This window comes from Xanthobacter autotrophicus ATCC 700552, assembly GCF_043194565.1.
GTDB lineage: Bacteria > Pseudomonadota > Alphaproteobacteria > Rhizobiales > Xanthobacteraceae > Xanthobacter > Xanthobacter autotrophicus_F.
Map to the genome: position 1 here is coordinate 82,944 of NZ_JBAFVS010000005.1, position 19,901 is coordinate 102,844.

General features: G+C 68.4%; 21 protein-coding genes. 18 read left to right on the forward strand and 3 right to left on the reverse strand.

Annotation, left to right across the window (positions count from 1 at the left end; genetic code table 11):
• Positions 1-2: 2 nt before the first annotated feature.
• From queA to tgt, 3 genes are read left to right on the forward strand one after another with little or no spacing between them, the layout of a single operon-like run.
• Positions 3-1,091 carry a tRNA preQ1(34) S-adenosylmethionine ribosyltransferase-isomerase QueA gene (gene queA / locus V5F48_RS07050; RefSeq protein WP_394258126.1) on the forward strand — a complete coding sequence of 363 codons (1,089 nt, stop codon included), beginning with the start codon at positions 3-5 and terminating at the stop codon, positions 1,089-1,091.
• The gene (locus V5F48_RS07055; protein WP_394030470.1) at positions 1,088-1,417 is read left to right on the forward strand and encodes a hypothetical protein; all 330 of its coding nucleotides are present in this window, start codon (positions 1,088-1,090) and stop codon (positions 1,415-1,417) included. The genes queA and V5F48_RS07055 overlap by 4 nt, the downstream gene beginning before the upstream one ends.
• Before the next feature lie 8 nt (positions 1,418-1,425).
• Positions 1,426-2,571, forward strand: a complete 1,146-nt coding sequence (gene tgt / locus V5F48_RS07060) for a tRNA guanosine(34) transglycosylase Tgt (protein WP_394258127.1) — start codon at positions 1,426-1,428, stop codon at positions 2,569-2,571.
• 74 nt (positions 2,572-2,645) lie between these two features.
• On the opposite strand, the gene V5F48_RS07065 is transcribed toward tgt, so the two are convergent.
• The gene (locus V5F48_RS07065; RefSeq protein WP_394258128.1) at positions 2,646-2,936 is read right to left on the reverse strand and encodes a GIY-YIG nuclease family protein; all 291 of its coding nucleotides are present in this window, start codon (positions 2,934-2,936) and stop codon (positions 2,646-2,648) included.
• A 227-nt stretch (positions 2,937-3,163) separates the two neighbouring features.
• On the opposite strand from V5F48_RS07065, the gene V5F48_RS07070 reads away from it, so the two are divergent.
• From V5F48_RS07070 to thiL, 11 genes are all read left to right on the forward strand, one after another.
• A complete protein-coding gene (locus V5F48_RS07070; protein WP_394258129.1) occupies positions 3,164-4,336 on the forward strand; it encodes an isovaleryl-CoA dehydrogenase in 1,173 nt (390 codons plus the stop codon).
• 362 nt (positions 4,337-4,698) lie between these two features.
• The gene (exbB, locus tag V5F48_RS07075; RefSeq protein WP_394258130.1) at positions 4,699-5,718 is read left to right on the forward strand and encodes a tonB-system energizer ExbB; all 1,020 of its coding nucleotides are present in this window, start codon (positions 4,699-4,701) and stop codon (positions 5,716-5,718) included.
• Between the two features lie 6 nt (positions 5,719-5,724).
• Positions 5,725-6,222, forward strand: coding sequence for a TonB system transport protein ExbD (gene exbD, locus V5F48_RS07080; RefSeq protein WP_394258131.1), 498 nt, complete (start codon positions 5,725-5,727; stop codon positions 6,220-6,222).
• Positions 6,219-7,052, forward strand: a complete 834-nt coding sequence (locus V5F48_RS07085; RefSeq protein ID WP_394258132.1) for a TonB family protein — start codon at positions 6,219-6,221, stop codon at positions 7,050-7,052. The genes exbD and V5F48_RS07085 overlap by 4 nt, the downstream gene beginning before the upstream one ends.
• A gap of 174 nt (positions 7,053-7,226) precedes the next feature.
• Positions 7,227-8,540, forward strand: a complete 1,314-nt coding sequence (gene glyA / locus V5F48_RS07090) for a serine hydroxymethyltransferase (protein WP_394258133.1) — start codon at positions 7,227-7,229, stop codon at positions 8,538-8,540.
• A 95-nt stretch (positions 8,541-8,635) separates the two neighbouring features.
• Positions 8,636-9,163 carry a transcriptional regulator NrdR gene (nrdR, locus tag V5F48_RS07095; protein WP_394108290.1) on the forward strand — a complete coding sequence of 176 codons (528 nt, stop codon included), beginning with the start codon at positions 8,636-8,638 and terminating at the stop codon, positions 9,161-9,163.
• A complete protein-coding gene (ribD, locus tag V5F48_RS07100; RefSeq protein ID WP_394258134.1) occupies positions 9,160-10,311 on the forward strand; it encodes a bifunctional diaminohydroxyphosphoribosylaminopyrimidine deaminase/5-amino-6-(5-phosphoribosylamino)uracil reductase RibD in 1,152 nt (383 codons plus the stop codon). The genes nrdR and ribD overlap by 4 nt, the downstream gene beginning before the upstream one ends.
• Before the next feature lies 1 nt (position 10,312).
• A complete protein-coding gene (locus V5F48_RS07105) occupies positions 10,313-10,924 on the forward strand; it encodes a riboflavin synthase (RefSeq protein ID WP_394258135.1) in 612 nt (203 codons plus the stop codon).
• A 59-nt stretch (positions 10,925-10,983) separates the two neighbouring features.
• Positions 10,984-11,484, forward strand: a complete 501-nt coding sequence (gene ribH / locus V5F48_RS07110; RefSeq protein WP_394258136.1) for a 6,7-dimethyl-8-ribityllumazine synthase — start codon at positions 10,984-10,986, stop codon at positions 11,482-11,484.
• Complete coding sequence (nusB, locus tag V5F48_RS07115; RefSeq protein ID WP_394108294.1) at positions 11,481-11,984, forward strand: transcription antitermination factor NusB; 504 nt, start codon at positions 11,481-11,483, stop codon at positions 11,982-11,984. Before ribH ends, nusB begins: the two co-directional genes overlap by 4 nt.
• Position 11,985: 1 nt before the next feature.
• Positions 11,986-12,996, forward strand: a complete 1,011-nt coding sequence (thiL, locus tag V5F48_RS07120) for a thiamine-phosphate kinase (RefSeq protein ID WP_394258137.1) — start codon at positions 11,986-11,988, stop codon at positions 12,994-12,996.
• A gap of 18 nt (positions 12,997-13,014) precedes the next feature.
• Here the strand turns inward: thiL and V5F48_RS07125 are convergent, their stop codons facing one another.
• Positions 13,015-13,452: an EamA family transporter gene (locus V5F48_RS07125; protein ID WP_394258138.1), complete on the reverse strand. Its 438-nt coding sequence runs from the start codon at positions 13,450-13,452 to the stop codon at positions 13,015-13,017.
• 68 nt (positions 13,453-13,520) lie between these two features.
• Here V5F48_RS07125 and V5F48_RS07130 point away from each other — a divergent pair, with 68 nt between their 5' ends.
• The 4 genes from V5F48_RS07130 (at position 13,521) to V5F48_RS07145 (ending at position 18,845) form a co-directional block, all read left to right on the forward strand.
• Entirely contained in the window at positions 13,521-13,751 is a 231-nt protein-coding gene (locus tag V5F48_RS07130) for an AbrB/MazE/SpoVT family DNA-binding domain-containing protein (RefSeq protein WP_282639237.1), read from the forward strand.
• Positions 13,752-13,761: 10 nt separating this feature from the next.
• Positions 13,762-14,166: a type II toxin-antitoxin system VapC family toxin gene (locus V5F48_RS07135; RefSeq protein ID WP_394258139.1), complete on the forward strand. Its 405-nt coding sequence runs from the start codon at positions 13,762-13,764 to the stop codon at positions 14,164-14,166.
• Positions 14,167-14,264: 98 nt separating this feature from the next.
• The gene (gene dnaE / locus V5F48_RS07140) at positions 14,265-17,717 is read left to right on the forward strand and encodes a DNA polymerase III subunit alpha (RefSeq protein ID WP_394258140.1); all 3,453 of its coding nucleotides are present in this window, start codon (positions 14,265-14,267) and stop codon (positions 17,715-17,717) included.
• Between the two features lie 99 nt (positions 17,718-17,816).
• Positions 17,817-18,845 carry an AI-2E family transporter gene (locus V5F48_RS07145; protein ID WP_394258141.1) on the forward strand — a complete coding sequence of 343 codons (1,029 nt, stop codon included), beginning with the start codon at positions 17,817-17,819 and terminating at the stop codon, positions 18,843-18,845.
• Here the strand turns inward: V5F48_RS07145 and V5F48_RS07150 are convergent.
• Positions 18,832-19,857 (reverse strand): hypothetical protein, encoded by a 1,026-nt coding sequence (locus V5F48_RS07150; RefSeq protein WP_394258142.1) that lies wholly within the window; start codon positions 19,855-19,857, stop codon positions 18,832-18,834. The genes V5F48_RS07145 and V5F48_RS07150 overlap by 14 nt on opposite strands.
• Between the last annotated feature and the right edge of the window lie 44 nt (positions 19,858-19,901).

Sequence of the window (19,901 nt, forward strand, 5' to 3'; positions counted from 1 at the left end):
ACATGCGTGTTGACGCCTTCGACTTCGATCTCCCGGAGGAGCACATCGCCCTGCGCCCGGCCGAACCGCGCGACGCGGCGCGGATGCTGGTGGTGCGTCCGGGCGGGACGCCGGAGCTGTCCGACCTCAAGGTGCGCGACCTGCCGGGTTTCATCACTTCCAACGACGCGCTGGTGGTGAACGATACCCGCGTCATTCCCGCAGCGCTCGAAGGCGTGCGCGAGCGGGACGGCGGCTCGGCGGTGCGCATCGAGGCCAACCTGATCAAGCGGCTCGATGCCTCCCGCTGGCAGGCCTTCGCCAAGCCGGGCAAGCGCCTGCGCGTGGGCGACCTGGTGCGCTTCGGCGGGGAGGGGAACGCCTGCCTGCTCGGCGCCCTCGATGCCCGTATTGCGGCCAAGGACGAGGACGGCTCGGTCATCCTCGCCTTCGATCTGGCGGGCGCTGCGCTGGACGAGGCGGTGACGGCGGTGGGGCACATGCCGATCCCGCCCTATATCGCCGCCCGCCGGGCCGAGGACGACCGCGACCGCGCCGACTACCAGACCCTGTTCGCCCGCGTCTCCGGCTCGGTGGCCGCGCCCACGGCGAGCCTGCATTTCACCCCCGAGCTTCTGGCGCGCATCGCCGCCGCCGGGGCCGGCATGCACACGGTGACGCTGCATGTGGGGGCGGGCACCTTCCTGCCGGTGAAGGCGGAGGACACAATCGGCCATCGCATGCATGCCGAATGGGGCGAGGTGAGCGCCGACACCGCCGCCGCCCTCAACGCCGTGAAGGCGGCCGGCGGGCGCATCTTCACCGTGGGCTCCACCTCCACCCGCCTCATCGAGAGCGCGACGGGGGCGGACGGCCTCATCCGCCCCTTCGTGGGGGAGACGGACATCTTCATCACCCCCGGCTACCGCTTCCGCGCCGTGGACGGCATGCTCACCAACTTCCACCTGCCGCGCTCGACGCTGGTGATGCTGGTGGCGGCCTTCGTGGGGCATGAGGCGCAGAAGCGGGCCTATGCCCATGCCATCGCGGCAAGCTATCGCTTCTATTCCTATGGCGATGCGTGCCTGCTTCTGCCAGAAGGCGGGGCATGACTAAGATTGAATTCACCTACCACAATGAGCGGCTGATCTGTTCGGATCCGGATATCTATGTGATCTGCGGCGAACGCCGAAGCCGGGAAGGCGGGATGCTGCTCGTCGTCCATTTAAATGGAAAAATGGGTCGATTTTTTGTTTCTTGTAAGTACAAGTTTGAAAATGGAGATCACGTTGTTATTTGGAGCGATGTTCAAAAATTAACACCCTTTCAATTCTCGAGCGACCAAGAGATAATTGCAAGAAATGTTCTTCGCGATGCCTTATCCATTTACGATGGACTATTTAATCGTAGAAAAGAGACGATCAAGGTGATGTTTTGAGTTCGGTCATGAGCGAAGCACCTCTTTTCTCCTTCACCCTGTCCGCCACCGACGGTGCCGCCCGCACCGGCTTCGTCTCGACGCCGCGCGGCGCCATCCGCACGCCGGCCTTCATGCCGGTGGGCACGGCGGCGACCGTGAAGGGGCTCTATTTCGACCAGGTGAGGCAGACCGGCGCCGATATCGTCCTCGCCAACACCTACCATCTCATGCTGCGCCCCGGCGCGGAGCGGATCGCCAAGCTCGGCGGGCTGCACACCTTCATGCGCTGGGACGGGCCGATCCTCACCGATTCCGGCGGCTTCCAGGTGATGAGCCTGTCGAGCCTGCGCAAGATGAGCGAGCAGGGCGTCACCTTCCGCTCCCATGTGGATGGCGCCTATTTCGAGATGAGCCCGGAGCGCTCGGTGGAGATCCAGGGCCTGCTCGGCGCCGACATCCAGATGCAGCTGGACGAATGCGTCCGCCTGCCCTGCACGGATGAAGAGGCCGCCCGCGCCATGCGCCTCTCTTTGCGCTGGGCCGAGCGCTCCAAGCGCGCATTCGAGGCGCAGCCGAAGGGGCGGGCGCTGTTCGGCATCGTGCAGGGCGGGGCGGTGCCGGCGCTGCGGGTGGAATCGGCCCGCGCGCTCGCGGACATGGACTTCCCCGGCTATTCCATCGGCGGCCTTGCGGTGGGCGAGCCGCAGGAGGTCATGCTCGCCATGATCGAGACCGTGGAACCGCACCTGCCGGCCATGAAGCCGCGCTACCTGATGGGCGTGGGCACGCCGGACGACCTTCTGGAATCGGTGGCGCGCGGCATCGACATGTTCGACTGCGTGATGCCCACCCGTTCCGGCCGGCATGCTTTGGCCTTCACCCGCTTCGGTCGCATCAATCTGAAGAACGCCCGCCACGCGGAGGACCCTCGTCCGCTGGACGAGGAGAGCGACTGCCCGGCCCTGCGCGACTATTCCCGCGCCTATCTCCACCACCTCGTGCGCTGCGAGGAGATGCTGGGTTCCATGCTGCTCACCTGGGCCAATGTCCACTATTACGAGCAGCTCATGGCCGGCGCCCGCGCCGCCATCGGCGAGGGGCGGTATGGGGATTATCTGGCCGGGGTGAAGGACGGCTGGGCGCGGGGGGATATTCCGGTCTGGGCAGGGTAGGGCAGTGCCCCGGACCAGCGACGGCGCAGCCGGAGCGCCGATCCGGGGTCCAGCAGAAGAGTGCCGAAGGCGCCCTATTTCAGCAGGTCGTCGGCCAGATCGCGCCATTCGGGATTGTCGTGCTCAATCAGCGCCAGCTTCCAGGCGCGCTGCCATTTTTTGAGCCTTAGCTCGTGCTCCCGGGCTGCGGCGAGGTCGTCGAAAGCGGAGACGTGGACGAGCCGGGTCACATCGTATTGCCGCGTAAAGCCAGGGACCGCCCCCGACTTGTGCTCTGCCATGCGTCGGGCAAGATCATTCGTCACGCCCACGTAAAGCGTGCCGTTCCGGCGGCTGGCGAGGATGTAGACGAAAAAGGTGCTCACGAAATCGATGGTATCTTAAGACGGCCGCCTGCGGCGCAGTTTTGCGCTGGGCCCCGGATCAGCGCTCCGGCTTCGCCTTCGCTTGTCCGGGGAACTAAAATACCGTTTCGCCGCTCCCTCCCAACCCCATTGAATAAACGGACAACCGTTTTATTCTAGCCCCAGCTTCCCCGCTGGCGCCTGCGCCCGGCGCAACAAGATCCGGGGAGCGTGGGAGGGACAACAAGATGCTGCCGAACAGCCAAGCCGGTTTCGATTTCGACCTCGGCGAGACCGCCGACATGCTGCGCGACACGGTGCGGGATTTTTCGCAGGCCGAGATCGCCCCGCGCGCCGCCGAGATCGACAAGACCAACCAGTTTCCCCGCGACCTGTGGCCCAAGCTCGGCGCGCTGGGCCTGCTCGGCGTCACGGCGGAGGAGGAATATGGCGGTTCTAGCCTCGGCTATCTCGAGCACGTCATCGCCATGGAGGAGATTTCCCGCGCCTCGGCCTCGGTGGGCCTGTCCTATGGCGCGCACTCCAACCTGTGCGTCAACCAGATCAGCCGCAACGGCACGCCCGAGCAGAAGGCCAAATACCTGCCCAAGCTGATTTCCGGCGAGCATGTGGGCGCGCTCGCCATGTCGGAGCCGGGGGCGGGGTCGGACGTGGTCTCCATGCGCACCCGCGCCGAGAAGAAGGGCGACCGCTACATTCTCAACGGCACCAAGATGTGGATCACCAACGGCCCCATCGCCGAGACGCTGGTGGTCTACGCCAAGACCGATCCCGCCGCCGGCCCCAAGGGCATGACCGCCTTCCTGGTGGAGAAGGGCTTCAAGGGCTTCTCCACCGCGCAGAAGCTGGACAAGCTGGGCATGCGCGGCTCCGACACCGGCGAACTGGTGTTCGAGGATTGCGAGGTGCCGGAGGAGAACGTGCTCGGCACCGTGGGCAAGGGCGTCAACGTGCTCATGAGCGGGCTCGACTACGAGCGCGCGGTGCTGGCGGGCGGCCCCACGGGCATCATGCAGGCGTGCATGGATATCGTCCTGCCCTATGTCCACGAGCGCAAGCAGTTCGGTCAGCCCATCGGCACCTTCCAGCTGATGCAGGGCAAGATCGCCGACATGTATGTGACCATGAACGCCACCAAGGCCTATGTGTATGCCGTGGCCAAGGCCTGCGACCGTGGCGCCACCACCCGCCAGGATGCCGCCGGCGCCATCCTCTATGCCGCCGAGAAGGCCACCTGGATGGCGCTGGAAGCCATCCAGACCCTGGGAGGCAACGGCTATATCAACGATTACCCCACCGGCCGCCTGCTGCGGGACGCCAAGCTCTACGAGATCGGCGCTGGCACCAGCGAGATCCGCCGCATGCTCATCGGCCGCGAGCTGTTCGACAAGACGGCCTGAGCGCCCGTTTGGTCAACAACGAGGGCATTGCCGGCATCACCCTGTCATGCCCGGGCTTGTCCCGGGCATCCACGCCGACCCGCCCGGTTGGCCGGGGCAAACCCGGCCGTGACCATGGCGAGGGGCCGGATGGGGCTGCAAGCGCCCATGCGTGGGTTTTTCAAACGGTCGCAGAGCGGGCGCCGTTGCGGGCGCCGCTCCCGGCAATGGCGATCCACAGGTCCCTGCGGCATGCCGCCGCCTGACATGAGAGCGTCATAAGGGTTCGCGTCGAGGCCGAATGGGCTTATAAAGGAGGCAGCCAGCCAACCCCGTTGCCAGGGATCGCCAGCAAGTCTTGCAAATTTGATTGGTGACGCGCGATGCCTGTTCGGTCGATATTGCGCATGCCGTTTTGGCGTGCCTTGTTCCAGGTGCCTGCTGGCGCTGCTTTGTTTTTCCTGGCTTTCATGCTTGTGACGGGCGCATCCCTCGCCCAGCCGACCGCGCCTGTCGAGCCACTGCCCGCCGCGCCACTGCCCGCCGCGCCACTGCCCGCCGCTGCGCCCGTTTCAGCTTCGCCGACCTCGGCTGCTCCCCCTGCGCCCGTGGATGTGCCGGCTCCGGTTGCGGTCGCCGCTCCGGTCGAGCCTGCGGCGGAGCATCCGCCCGCCCACGAGAGCCCGTCCATCGACGCGCGGCTGCCACATGACTTGTCCCCCTGGGGCATGTTCATGGCCGCCGACCTGGTGGTGAAGGTGGTGATGGTGGGGCTCGCCTTCGCCTCCCTCGTGACCTGGACGGTGTGGTTCGCCAAGTCGCTTGAACTGGTTTTCGCGCGCCGCGCGGTCACGCGCACCCTCAATGCGCTGAAGGGGGCGCCGACCCTTGTCGATGCAGCTTCGGCCATGCCGAAGGACCGGGGGGCCGCGCCCGCCACCGTCAGGGCCGCGCTGGCCGAATGGAAGGTCTCCGAGGGGCTGCCGGTGGAGGGCATCAAGGAGCGCGTTGCCGTCGCCTTGAACCGGATCGAGGCGCGGGCCGGCCGTCGCCTGTCGGCCGGTACCGGCGTGCTGGCCACCATCGGCGCCACCGCCCCGTTCGTGGGCCTGTTCGGCACCGTGTGGGGCATCATGAATGCCTTCATCGGCATCTCGAAGTCCCAGACCACCAATCTCGCCGTGGTGGCGCCGGGCATCGCCGAAGCGCTGCTCGCCACCGCCATCGGTCTGGTCGCGGCCATCCCGGCCGTGGTGATCTACAATCTGTTCGCCCGCGCCATCACCGCCCAGAAGGCCCACCTCGCCGACACCTCGGCCGAGGTCATGCGCCATCTGTCCCGCGATCTCGACCGGGCGGCCAGCGGTGTCGAGCCCCGCCGCCTTCACGCCGCTGCGGAGTGATCCGCCATGGCCGCGAAGCTCGACGAAAGCGGCGGGGAAGACCTTGCCGAGAACCACGAAATCAATGTCACGCCCTTCATTGACGTGATGCTGGTGCTGCTCATCATCTTCATGGTGGCAGCGCCGCTCGCCACGGTGGACGTGAAGGTGGATCTGCCGGCCTCCAACGCCCAGCCCCAGCCGCGGCCGGACAAGCCCCTGTTCCTCACCGTCAAGAAAGACCTGTCCCTGGCGCTGGGGGATGATGCCCTGGCGCGAACGGCGCTGGCCCAGGCGCTCGACGGCAAGACCTCCGGCGATCGCCAGCAGCGGGTGTTCGTGCGCGCCGACAAGGCGGTGCCCTTCGGCGACGTGATGGAGGTGATGAACCTTCTGCGCTCGGCCGGCTACCTCAAGGTGGCGCTGGTGGGCCTGGAAGGGGAGGCCGCGCCCGTGCCCCCGGCGGCGGGATCTGTCCCGGCTCCGGCTCCGGCCACGGCCCCTGCTCCGGGAGCGCGCCCGTGAGCACGGTGCATCACTGGCACGATTTCGACCGCACCCACGTGCGTGACAGCGTGCTGCGCCTCGCCGCCGGCGCCTTGTTCATTATCACGGTGCATGCCGTGGCGGTCTATGCGGCCCTGTTCTGGCGCAAGGTGGAGGCGGGCGAATCGGCCCCGCCGGCCGCGATCATGATCGAGCTGGCCCCGCTCGCAGTGAGCGAGCAGCAGCAGGTCGAGGATGCAGCGCCGGGACCGCAGATGGTCCAGGCGCCCGAATCCGTCCCCGATGCGCCGGACATCCCGGCCGAGACCGCGCCGCCGCCTGAGCCGGTGGTGAACGAGGTGGTGGAAAAGCTGCCGGAGGTCGAGCCCTCCAAGGAGCAGGCCGAGGTGGTGCTGCCCAAGCCGGAGCCGAAAAAGGAAGAGGTGAAGCAGCCACCGAAGCAGAAGGTGGAGAAGCCGAAGAAGGACGCCAAGCCGACGCGGCGGCCCTCGGCTCCGGTCACTACCGCCGCGCCGCGCTCGGATGCGCCGGCGGCGCAGGCCACCGCCGCGCCCTCGCCGGGTGCCGCCGCGGTGCGTTCGGCGGCGGTGGCGGACTGGCGTTCGCGCGCCTTCGCCCACCTCAACCGCTACAAGCGTCCGCAGGGCAGCCTGACGGGCCGGCCCGGCGTGTCCATCTCGCTCAGTGCGTCGGGGTCGGTGACGGGCGCGCGGCTGGTCAGCGGCTCGGGCAACGAGGTGCTGGACCGCGAGGCGGTGGCCATGGCGCACCGCGCCTCGCCGTTTCCGGCGCCGCCGGATGGCAGGCCCCTGACCTTCTCGGTGGCGATCAACTTCACCTCGCGGTGAGGGACGCGCCGCCCGCGCCGGTTCGACCTGTAGCCGGCGCAGGGCTGCGGCGCTGCTGCCGCATGCCCAGGCTTTGGACTCCAGCTCGACCCTGTGTTAAGCGCAGGGTCCGCTCCTGAGGGCCGCTGGAACCGGCGTCCCGCCGGGGTGCCCCGACATTACCGGAGACCTGCCATGGCCTCGCAGGACGCGAACCGCTCCTCCATTTCGGAGGACATGAACCGCTTCTTCACTGCCCCTCTCGCCGAGAGCGATCCCGAGATCGCCGGCGCGGTGACGGCGGAGCTGGGTCGCCAGCGTGACGAAATCGAGCTGATCGCGTCCGAGAACATCGTCTCGCGCGCCGTGCTCGAGGCCCAGGGCTCCGTGCTCACCAACAAATATGCCGAGGGCTACCCGGGCAAGCGCTACTACGGCGGCTGCCAGTATGTGGACGTGGCGGAAAACCTCGCCATCGAGCGTGCCAAGAAGCTATTCGGCTGCGGCTTCGCCAACGTGCAGCCCAATTCCGGCAGCCAGGCCAACCAAGGCGTGTTCTTCGCCCTGCTGCAGCCGGGCGATACCTTTCTCGGCCTCAACCTCGCGGCCGGCGGTCACCTGACCCACGGCTCGCCCGTCAACATGTCCGGCAAGTGGTTCAAGCCCGTGCCCTACACGGTGCGCGAGGACGACCAGCGCATCGACTATGACGAGGTGGCGAAGCTCGCCGACGAGCACAAGCCCAAGCTCATCGTCGCCGGCGGCTCGGCCTATCCGCGCATCATCGATTTCCTGAAGATGCGGGCCATTGCCGACAGCGTGGGCGCCAAGCTCATGGTGGACATGGCGCATTTTGCGGGCCTCGTGGCCGGCGGAGCGCATCCCAGCCCCTTCCCCCACGCCCATGTGGTGACCACCACCACCCACAAGACCCTGCGCGGGCCGCGCGGCGGCATGATCCTCACCAATGACGAGGACCTGGCCAAGAAGATCAACTCGGCCATCTTCCCCGGCATCCAGGGCGGGCCGCTGATGCATGTCATCGCCGCCAAGGCGGTGGCCTTCGGCGAGGCGCTGCGCCCCGAGTTCAAGCTCTATGCGAAGAACGTGGTGGAGAATGCCAAGGCGCTGGCCGAGACCCTGAAGGGCCACGGCTTCAACATCGTCTCCGGCGGCACCGACACCCACCTGATGCTGGTGGACCTGCGCCCCAAGCGCCTCACCGGCAAGACCTCGGAAGGCGCGCTCGGCCGCGCGCACATCACCACCAACAAGAATGGCATCCCGTTCGACCCCGAGAAGCCGTTCGTGACCTCCGGCATCCGCCTCGGCACGCCGGCCTGCACCACGCGCGGCTTCGGGGTGGCCGAGTTCCAGCAGGTGGGTGATTTCATCGCCGAGGTGCTCGACGTGCTCTCCCAGAAGGGCGTGGACGAGGATTCGCTGGTGGAAGCCACGGTGCGCGAGAAGGTCTCGGGCCTGCTCGCCCGTTTCCCCATCTATCCCTGAGGGGCAAGTCCCAGGAGGGGCAAGTGCCAGCGCGTCTTCGTCTCGTGGACCGGTGTCCCCGCGCGAAGATGCCTGAGCGCCGGAGAGGGTGAAGCATGCGCTGTCCCTATTGCGGCGGTCTGGATACGCAGGTGCGCGATTCCCGGCCGACGGAAGACAACACCGCCATCCGCCGCCGCCGCATCTGCCCCGATTGCGGCGGCCGCTTCACCACCTTCGAGCGCGTGCAACTGCGCGAGCTGATGGTGCTAAAGCGCTCCGGCCGGCGGGTGCCGTTCGACCGCGACAAGCTCGCCCGCTCGGTGGACGTGGCCCTGCGCAAGCGTCCGGTGGATGGCGAGCGGGTGGAGCGCATGCTGTCCGGCATCGTGCGCCAGCTGGAGAGCATGGGCGACAGCGACATCACCTCCGAGACCATCGGCGAGATGGTGATGGAAGGCCTCAAGCAGCTCGACGACGTGGCCTATGTGCGCTTCGCCTCGGTCTACCGCAATTTCCGCGAGGCCAAGGATTTCGAGAACGCTTTGGCCGAACTTTCCCAGGACGGCGAGGTGAAAGCCGAGCCCGAAGGCCCCAAGGACAAGCCCAAGGCCGCCAAGACCCCGCCCCGGAGCGCCGAATGAGCGTTTCCCCTTTGTCCGCCCATCCCGTCACCTCTCCGGAGGAAGACGAGCTGTTCATGGCCGAGGCGCTGAAGGTGGGCCAGGGCGGCCTCGGGCGCACCTGGCCCAACCCCTCCGTGGGCGCCGTGGTGGTTCAGCATGTGGATGGCCGCCCGCACATGGTCGGCGCCGCCGCCACTGCGCCCACCGGTCGTCCCCATGCGGAGCCCATCGCCCTCGCCCAGGCGGGGGAGGCGGCCCGGGGCGCGACGCTTTACGTGACGCTGGAGCCCTGCTCCCACCACGGTCGCACCCCGCCCTGCGCCGGCGCAGTGATCGCCGCCGGCGTGCGCCGGGTGGTGGCCGCCATCGAGGACCCGGACCACCGGGTGAAGGGGCGCGGCGTCGCCCGCCTGCGCGCCGCCGGCATCTGGGTGACCGTGGGGGTGGGCGCCGAGCAGGCGCTGGCCGACCATGCCGGCCATATCCGCCGCGTCACCGATGGCCGGCCCCATGTGCTGCTGAAGATGGCGGTTTCCGCCGATGGCAAGGCCGCCCTCGCCGGGCCGCGGCCGGCGGTGGTCACCGGACCCGAGGCGCGGGCGCGGGCCCATCTCATGCGCGCCCATGCGGATGCCATCCTGGTGGGCCTCGGCACGGTGACGGTGGACGACCCCATGCTCACCTGCCGGCTGGAAGGCCATGAGGACCGCTCCCCGGTGCGCCTCGTGCTCGACAGCGGGCTCGATATTCCCCTTGAAAGCGCCCTGGTGCGCACCGCCTGCGATGTCCCGGTCTGGGTCATCGCGGCGGAGGATGCCCCGGCCGAGCGCGCCGCCGCCCTCATGGAAAAGGGCGTGGAGGTATTGCGCGCGCCGCGTGGCGGCATCGAGGGCCGGCTGCACCTGCCGGCGGTGCTCAAGCTGCTGGGCCTGCTCGGCATCACCCGGCTGATGGTGGAGGGTGGCCCCACCACCGCCGCCGCCTTTCTGGAGGCGAGCCTGGTGGACGAGGTGGCGGTGTTCCACAGCCCGGTGCTGCTGGGGCCGGATGCCTATGATGCTCTGGCCGGCCGTCCGCTCGGCCGCCTTTTCGCCCCCGTGGGCTTCGCCGAGGTGGAGCGCGCCGAGCTGGGCGCCGACCGCCTCGTGCGCTTGTGGAGACGCTGACATGTTCACCGGCATCGTCACCGACATGGGCGACCTCGTCGCCGTGGAGACGAAGGGGGAGGTCAAGACCCTCACCATCGCCACTGCCTATGAGGCGGCGGGCATCGATGTGGGCGCCTCCATCGCCCATGCGGGGGTGTGCCTCACCGTCACCTCGGTGACGGCCGGCGGCCCGCGCGGCACCCTCTTCACCGTGGATGCCGCGCCCGAGACCCTGGCGGTGACCACCGTGGGCGGCTGGACGCAGGGCCGGCGCATCAATCTGGAGCGCTCGCTGAAGATGGGCGACGAGCTGGGCGGCCACATGGTCTCCGGCCATGTGGACTGCACGGCCAAGGTGGTATCGCGCGAGGACCTCGGCTCCACCACGCGCTTCGTGTTCGAGGTGCCGGAACAGCTTGCCCGTTTTGTCGCGGCGAAGGGGTCGGTGGCCCTCGACGGCACCTCCCTCACGATCAATACGGTGGAGGGCAACACCTTCTCCTGCCTGCTCATTCCTCACACCCTGGCGGTCACCACCTGGGGCGGCGTGAAGGCGGGGGACACGGTCAATTTCGAGGTGGACCTGATGGCCCGCTATGCCGCCCGGCTTGCGGAGTTCCCCCGGGCCTAGTACGCCTCGCGACCAATTCCGGCGCCGCGCGGCGCCAAACGGTTCTGGAGAGACATCCCATGGTCACGACGCGCAAGGAAGGCGCGGGCGCCGCCTCGCTCAACGGGGGCCCGCTTGAAGGCGCCCGGGTGCTCATCGTCGAAGGCCGCTATTACGATGCGCTCGCCGACGAACTGTTGGCCGGCGCCCGCGCCGTGCTGGAGGCGGCCGGCGTCGAGGTGGAGGTGATCACCGTGCCCGGCGCGCTGGAGGTTCCCATCGCCGCCGAGATCGCGCTGGAAGCCGCCGAGGTCACCGGCAATGCGGTGGACGCGGTGGTTGGCCTCGGCGTGGTGATCCGCGGCGAGACCTATCATTTCGAGATCGTGGCCGGGGAATCCGCCCGCGGCCTCATGGATCTGGGCATGGCGCACGCGCTGCCCGTGGGCAACGGCATCCTCACCGTGGACACCGAGGCGCAGGCCTGGGAGCGCGCCCGCGTCTCCGAAGGCAACAAGGGCGGCGGCGCGGCGGAAGCGGCGCTCACTTTGCTGCGCCTGCGACGGCGGCTGGAAGCATGAAGGACGTGACCGCTCCCCAGGGCACCCCGGCCGGGCCCGTGAACAAGCCCATGAAGAAGAGCGCGGCCCGCCTCGGCGCGGTGCAGGCGCTCTACCAGATGGACCTCGCCCAGACCCCCTTGAACGACATTCTCGCCGAATTCGAAAGCCACTGGCTCGGCCAGGAGGTGGAGGGCGTGGAGTTTCCCGAGGCCGACGTGCGCCTGTTCCGCACCGTGGTGGAAGGGGTGCTGAACGACCAGCGCCGCATCGACCCCATGGTGGACAATGCCCTCACCAAGGGCTGGCCGCTGAAGCGCGTGGAAGCCGTGCTGCGCGCGGTGCTGCGCGCCGGCGCCTTCGAGCTCTCGGCGAAGCCGGACGTGCCCGCCCGCGTGGTCATCACCGAATATGTGAACGTGGCCGCCGCCTTCCTCGATCGCGACGAGACCGGCATGGTCAATGCCGTGCTGGACACGCTGGCCCACGACCTGCGCCCCGACGAGTTCAAGGGCAGCTGAGATGGCGGGCGGCAGCGACGGGGCAGGGGAGACGGGCGAGGATCGCTTCATCGCGCGCTTCCTGCGCCCCATCGCCGGCTCGTCCGCCGCCCTCGGCCTCCGCGACGATGCCGCCCTGCTGACCCCGCCCGAGGGCTGCGATCTGGTGCTCACCAAGGACGCGGTGGTGGCGGGGGTGCATTTCTTTGCCGACGATCCGCCCGCCTCCATCGCCCGCAAGGCGTTGCGAGTGAACCTCTCCGACCTCGCGGCCAAGGGCGCCGACCCGCTCGGCGCGCTGCTGGCGCTGGCCCTGCCCAAGGGCACGCCCGACGCCTGGATGGAAGCCTTCGCCGCCGCGCTGGGCGAGGATGCGGAGCGCTACCTGTGCCCCATCCTCGGCGGCGACACGGTCTCCACCCCCGGCCCGGTCACCATCACATTGACGGCGCTGGGGTCGGTGCCCCGGGGCGCCTTCGTGCCGCGCACGGGGGCAAAGCCCGGCCAGGCCATCCTCGTCACCGGCACCATCGGTGACGCGGCGCTCGGCCTGCGGCTACGGCAGGATCATGCGGGCGCAGCCTTCGCCGGCCTGAGCGACGAGCAGCGCGGCCATCTCCTTGACCGCTATCTGCATCCCCAGCCCCGGCTCGCCATGGCGCCGGTGCTGCGCCGCTACGCCAAGGCCGCCATGGACGTATCCGACGGGCTCGCGGGCGACGTGGCGAAGATGCTCGCCGCCTCCGGCTGCGGCGGGCGCATCGAGGCGCGGCGCGTGCCGGTGTCGGCCGCCGCCGCGGCGGTTATCGCGGCGGACGGCGGCCTGTTCGCCACCGCGATCACCGGCGGGGATGATTACGAGGTGGTGGCCTGCGTGCCCCATGCGCTGGTTCACGCCTTCACCGCCGAGGCCGCGCGGGTGGGCGTGCCGGTGACGCTGATCGGCGAGACGCGGGAGGCCGTGGGCTGCGAGGTGACCGACGCCGGCGGCCAGGCCCTCGACCTCGGTGCCGGCAGCTTCAGCCACTTCTGAGCCGACGGCTCCGGGGCACTATCCCAGCGCCACCAGCGCCGCCCCGGCGGCGATGAGGACGACGCCGAGGGTCGCCAGCGCGCTCAGGCGCTCACCCAGGAACACGATGCCGAAGATGGCGACCAGCACCACGCTCAGCTTGTCCACCGGCGCCACCCGCGCCGCGTCGCCGAGCTTCAGCGCGCGGAAATAGCACAGCCACGACGCCCCGGTGGCAACGCCCGACAGGGTGAGGAATATCCACGTCCGCGTCGGGATCTCTGCGGGCGGCTGCCACGCGCCGCCGGCCCAAACCATGGTCGCCACCAGGGCGAGGATGATGATGGTGCGCAGCAGCGTGGCGAGATCGGAATGGATGTTCGCCACCCCCACCTTGGCGAAGATGGCGGTGAGCGCCGCGAAGGCCGCCGATAGTAGGGCCCAGAGCAGCCAGGAGGTGGAAAGACCGGAGGGCAAAGGCGCAACACTCGCGGGCGCGAGGTCCCTATGGTAGGTAATGCGCATAGTGTGCGAGGTATTACCAAATGGCCAGCACGGTGACACGCAAGGGACAGGTGACCGTTCCCAAAAGGGTGCGCGATCTGCTCGGCATCACGCCGGGCAGCGCGGTGGAGTTCCGCCTGGAGGGTGACCGCGTCATCTTCACCAAGGTCGGGGAGAGCACGCATCACGGCCGGTTCGCGAAATTGCGCGGCCATGCGGGGGAAGGCCTCAGCACCGACGCCATCATGGCGCTCACCCGCGGCGAGGGATGAGCCGGCGGCGATGACCTTCGTGGATACCAACGTGCTGCTCGATCTGGTGACGGATGATCCGGTCTGGGCGGCGTGGTCGGAAGACCATCTTGAAGCGGCGGCGCTGGAAGGTCCGCTCCTCGCCGATCCCATGGTCTATGCCGAACTGTCCGTGCGCTATGCCCGTGTCGAGGCGGTGGACGAGTTTTTTGCGATGGCCGGCATCACCCTCGTCGAGACCCCGCGCGCGGCGCTGTTTCTGGCGGGCAAGGTCTTCGGCCGATACCGCAAGGCGGGCGGCGCCCGCACGGGCGTGCTGCCGGATTTCCTCATCGGCGCCCATGCCGCCGTCGCCCGTCGCCCGCTCCTGACCCGCGATCGCGGCCGCTACGCAAGCTATTTTCCCACAGTGACCTTGATCGCCCCTCCGCTCTAAAAACTTCGGGACGGATTCACCGATCAGATTGATTCAATCTGATCGGATCGCGCTCTAAGATCACCGGCAATCGACTCATCCTCGCACCGTCTTGGTCCATGTCCTCACCCGGCTTCATCCATCTTCACGTCCATTCCTCCTATTCTCTGCTGGAGGGGGCGCTTTCCATCGGCAAGCTGGCCGACCTGGTGAAGGCGGACGCGCAGCCGGCCATCGCCCTCACCGATACGGGCAACCTCTTCGGGGCGCTGGAGTTTTCCGAGAAGATGTCGGGCGCGGGCATCCAGCCCATCGCCGGGGTGTCCCTCGCCTTGGACCTGCCGGAGCCGCCCGGTCCGCGCGGGGCGATCCGGCCGAAGCGGCCGCGGATCGTGCTGCTGGCTCAGTCGGAGCCGGGCTGGCGCAACCTGATGCGCCTGGTCTCGCGCTCCTTCCTCGAAACCGCCAGCGAGGACGAGCCGCGCATCCTGATGGACTGGCTCGCCGAGGCCCATGACGGCCTCATCGCCCTCACCGGCGGGCCGGCCGGCCCCCTCGACAAGGCGCTGGTGTCCGGCCATCCGGAGCTGGCGGCGGAGCGGCTCGATCTGCTGGCCTCCCTGTTCGGCGACCGGCTCTATGTGGAGGTGCAGCGCCACGACACCGACGCCGAGCGCTTCGCCGAAGCCGGCCTGCTCGAACTCGCCTACGCCAAGGGCGTTCCGCTGGTGGCGTCCAACGAGCCCTTCTTCGCCAGCAAGACCGACTATGAGGCCCATGATGGGCTGCTGTGCATCGCCGAGGGCCGGTTGCTGTCGGAAGGCGACCGGCGCCGGCTGACCCCCGAGCACCGCTTCAAGACCCGTGCGGAAATGCTGGCCCTTTTCGCCGACCTGCCCGAGGCCACGGCCAATACGGTGGAGATCGCCCAGCGCTGCGCCCATCGGGTGCGCACGGTGAAGCCCATCCTGCCGCGCTTCACCTCAGGCTCCGGGGACGGCGACCCGCTGGCCGAGGAGGCCGCCGAGCTGGAGCGGCAGGCCAGGGAGGGCCTTGCCCAGCGCCTCGACAAGCACGGGCCGGCGCCGGGGCTGGACATCGCCACCTATGAGGAGCGCCTCGCCTACGAATTGTCCGTCATCACCAAGATGAAGTTCCCCGGCTACTTCCTCATCGTGTCGGACTTCATCAAGTGGGCCAAGGCCCACGACATTCCGGTGGGGCCGGGGCGCGGATCGGGCGCCGGATCGCTGGTGGCCTATTCGCTGCAGATCACCGACCTCGACCCGATCCGGTTCGGCCTGCTGTTCGAGCGGTTCCTGAACCCGGACCGCGTGTCCATGCCCGACTTCGACGTGGACTTCTGCCAGGAGCGCCGCGACGAGGTGATCCATTATGTGCAGGAGCGCTACGGCCGCGCCCAGGTGGCGCAGATCATCACCTTCGGTACCCTCCAGGCGCGCGGCGTGCTGCGCGACGTGGGCCGCGTGCTGGAGATGCCCTACGGGCAGGTGGACAAGCTGTGCAAGCTGGTGCCGCAGAACCCCGCCAATCCGGTCACGCTGAAGCAGGCCATCGAGGACGAGCCGCGCCTTCAGGCCTCCCGCGACCAGGAAGAGGTGGTCAAGCGCGCCTTCGATATTGCGGTGCGCCTCGAAGGCCTCAATCGCCACGCCTCCACCCATGCGGCGGGCATCGTGATCGGCGACCGCAAGCTGCACGAGCTGGTGCCGCTCTATCGCGATCCCAAGTCCGACATGCCGGTCACCCAGTACAATATGAAGTGGGTGGAGCAGGCCGGCCTCGTGAAGTTCGACTTCCTCGGCCTGAAGACGCTGACCACCATCGACAAGGCGGTGAAGCTGATCCACCAGCGCGGCATCGAGCTGGACATCTCCAAGATCCCGCTGGACGACCCCAGGACCTACGCCATGCTGGGCAAGGGCGAGACGGTGGGCGTGTTCCAGGTGGAAAGCGCGGGCATGCGCCGGGCGCTGGTGGACATGAAGGCCGACCGGATCGAGGACATCATCGCCCTCGTCGCGCTCTACCGGCCGGGGCCCATGGCCAATATCCCGGTCTATTGCGACTGCAAGAACGGCAAGGCCAGGCCGGACTATCTCCACCCCATGCTGGAGCCGTACCTGAAGGAGACGTTCGGCGTCATCATCTACCAGGAACAGGTGATGCAGATCGCCCAGGCCATGGCGGGCTATTCGCTGGGCGAGGCCGATCTGCTGCGCCGGGCCATGGGCAAGAAGATCCGCGCCGAGATGGAGAAGCAGCGCGAGCGCTTCGTGTCCGGCTCCGCCGGGCGCGGCATCGAGAAGGCGCAGGCGGACACCATCTTCGACCTTTTGGCCAAGTTCGCCGACTACGGCTTCAACAAGTCCCACGCCGCCGCCTATGCCATCGTCGCCTACCAGACGGCATGGCTGAAGGCGAATTATCCCACCGAATTCCTTGCCGCCTCCATGACCCTCGACATGGGCAACACGGACAAGCTCGCGGAATTCCGCCAGGAGGCCCAGCGCCTCGGCATCGAGGTGGTGCCGCCCAACATCAACCTGTCCGCCCGCGAGTTCGCGGTGAAGGACGGCAGGATCATCTACGCCATGGCCGCCATCAAGGGCGTGGGCGGGGCGGCGGTGGATGCGCTGGTGGCCGCGCGCGGCGAGAAGGCTTTCAAGAGCTTCGCCGATTTCGCCTCCCGCCTGCCGGTGAAGGTGGTGAACAAGCGCACGCTGGAAAGCCTGATGGCCGCCGGCTGCTTCGACTGCCTGGAGAAGAACCGCGCCCGCGCCTTCGCCGCCATCGAATCCATCGTGGCCGAGGCCCAGCGCGTGGAGGCGAACGCCCAGTCGGGGCAGAACGACATGTTCGGCTCCGGTCCCTCGGCGGCGTCCCTGCCGATTCCGGAGGTGGCGCCGTGGCTGCCCTCGGAGCGGCTGCAGCGGGAATACGATTCCATCGGCTTCTTCCTCACCGGCCATCCGCTGGATGATTACGCCGATGCGCTGAAGAGGATGCGGGTGCAGTCCTTCGCCGATTTTTCCCGGGCGGTGCGCTCGGGTGCCGCGGCAGGACGGCTCGCGGCAACCGTGGTGTCCAAGCAGGAGCGGCGCACCAAGTCCGGCACCCGCATGGGCATCGTCGGCCTGTCCGACCCCTCGGGCCATTACGAGGCGGTGATCTTCTCCGAGGGCCTCGCCCACTATCGCGACCTGCTGGAGCCGGGCACGCCGCTGCTGATGATGGTGGCCGCCGAACTCAACGGCGAGGATGTGCGCGTGCGCATCAATTCCTGCGAGAAGCTCGATCCCGTGACCACCCGCCACCAGAAGGGGTTGCGCATCTTCCTGCGCTCCCCCGAGCCCATCGAGGGCATCGCCCGCCGCCTGGCTGACGGCAAGGCCGGCGATGCGGGATCCGGCGAGGTCAGCCTCATCCTGCTGGTGGAGGATGCGCGGGCGGAGGTGGAAGTGAGCCTGCCCGGCAAATATCCCATCTCGCCGCAGATCGCCGGGGCCATCAAGGCCATTCCGGGGGTGGTTTCAGTGGAGGCGGCGTAGCAACGCCGGGGCGGACCCCGGCGTTCACCGGCCCATGTGCGAGGCCGTGCATTCGGGCTATACAGGCGGCACGGCGCTTTACCCCGCGAGAGAGACAACATGGCTTCCGACTGGCTCGTGGCGCGGCGCGTCGCCGTTGCCTGCATCGTCCTGGCGCTCGCCTATTTCTCCTTCAAGATCGTCGATGTGATCCTGCAGGTGTTCGCGGCCATGCTGGTGTCCCTGGCGCTGCATGCGCTGGCGGAGCCGTTCGCGCGCCTCACCCGCTTTCCCGAGCGCTATGCGGTGTTCCCGGTGGCTCTGCTGGTGTTCGGCGGCATCGGGCTCACCCTCTATCTGTTCGGCTCCACCATTCAGGTTCAGGTGGCCGAGCTGTTCAACGAGCTGCCCGCCGCCTGGAGCGCCTTCGAGAAGCGATTCCATCTGGAAGGCATGAGCGACGACCTGCTGCGCCGGGCCGAGGCATCGGCACCCTCCGGCGAGACGGTGATCTCGGCGGTGCAGGGCCTCACCAGCAACGTGTTCCAGGTGCTGCTGGGCAGCTTCCTGGTGATCGTCGGCGGCATCTACTTCGCCGCCTCGCCGGACCTTTACCGGCGCATGTTCCTGTCGCTGTGGGCCGCGCCGGACCGGCCGGCGGTGGCGCGGCGGCTCGCCGCCGTCTCCGAGGACCTGCGGCACTTCCTGAAGGCCCAGCTCATCGCCATGGTGGTGGTGGGCGTGCTCACCTTCATCGGCTTGACCATCGTGGGGGTGCCCTCGGCGCTGGCGCTCGCCCTGTTCGCCGGGCTCGCCGAGTTCGTGCCCATGATCGGCCCGGTGGTGGCGGCGGCGCCGGCGGTGCTCATCGCCCTCACGCTGGGTGTCGATACGGGGCTGTGGACCCTGCTGGTCTTCGTCATCGTCCAGCAGTCGGAGAGCAATGTGATCACCCCGCTGCTGCAGCAGCGCATGGTGTCGCTGCCGCCGGCGGTGACGCTGTTCGCGGTGGTGGCGTTCGGCAATGCGTTCGGTGCCCTCGGCGTGGTGCTTGCCACGCCCCTCACCGTGCTCGCGTTCGCCGCCTTCAAGGCCCATGGCGAGATGGAGGCGAAGCCGAAGCCGGTTTCCGAACCTAGTTCGGCATGACGAGGGTGCCGGCGGTCCGGTCGAACCGCCACATGGCGCCGGGCTTCAGATGGGTGCCGCCGATGGAGCGCTCTACCGCATTCTGGCAGGCGTGGTCGAAGCTGCCCTTCAGCGCCGCGGCCCCGGTGGGCGTGAGCGCGATCTCGGCCGTGGCATAGGCGCGATAGGAGCGTTCCGCCGCGCTTTCGTCGCCCGGGGAAAATTGCATGCCCGCCGCCTCGCTGGAGCGGAAGGGCAGGCCGAAAATCAGCGGCTCATGGGCAAAGGCAAGACCATCGAGCCGCAGGAAAAAGGGCAGGTCGGCGAGAAACTGCGCCTCGTCCATGGAATGGACGGCGGCATAGAGGCGGGCCACCTTCATGGGTCCATCCAGAAGATGCCGCAGGATCCGCTCCTCGGTGAGCGACAGCCCGCTTCGGGGCGCCGGAAGCTCGGCAATGAGCCGATGGAGCGCCGGCGCCAGATGGGGCAGCACCTCGTAGACGCGGGACACCTGCGACCGGGAGAGGAAGGCCGCGAGCGGCCGCGGGGTGGGAGCGGTGAACGCCTCCCAGGCCTCGCGCGCGGTTTCCAACTGGAGATGGGTCACCGGCATACGGTGCGCCTCCAGGGCGCGCATCTCGTCCGGCGCCATGACGCCGAGATAGTGGGAGGCCTGCACCAGGCTCAGCCCCATGCGCTCGGGCTCGTGGGCGAAATAGGCGAGGAGCTGGATCAGCTGGAGCTGGTCGAACAGGTCGTGCTCGAACCACAGCTCCACTTGCGCGTAGGCGATATGCACCTCCACCTGCGCGTCGCGATGGGCGAAATCCGCCCGCACCTCGTCGAACGGCAGGCCCAGCGCCTGGGAGAGGAAATCGGCGCGCACGTCCGACACCTCCTCAAGGCCGGTGCCCGGCGGAACCGGCCCGTCGTGGAGCATGTCCTGCCACGGCAGGATATGCCCCTTGATTCCCGCCGCGCGCAGTTGCTCGGCGGCGGAATCTCCATTGGTGACAATGAGCTTCGGCATGACCCGTGCCCTCCGTCCCGCTCTGGTGTCGTCTAGAGCGTTTT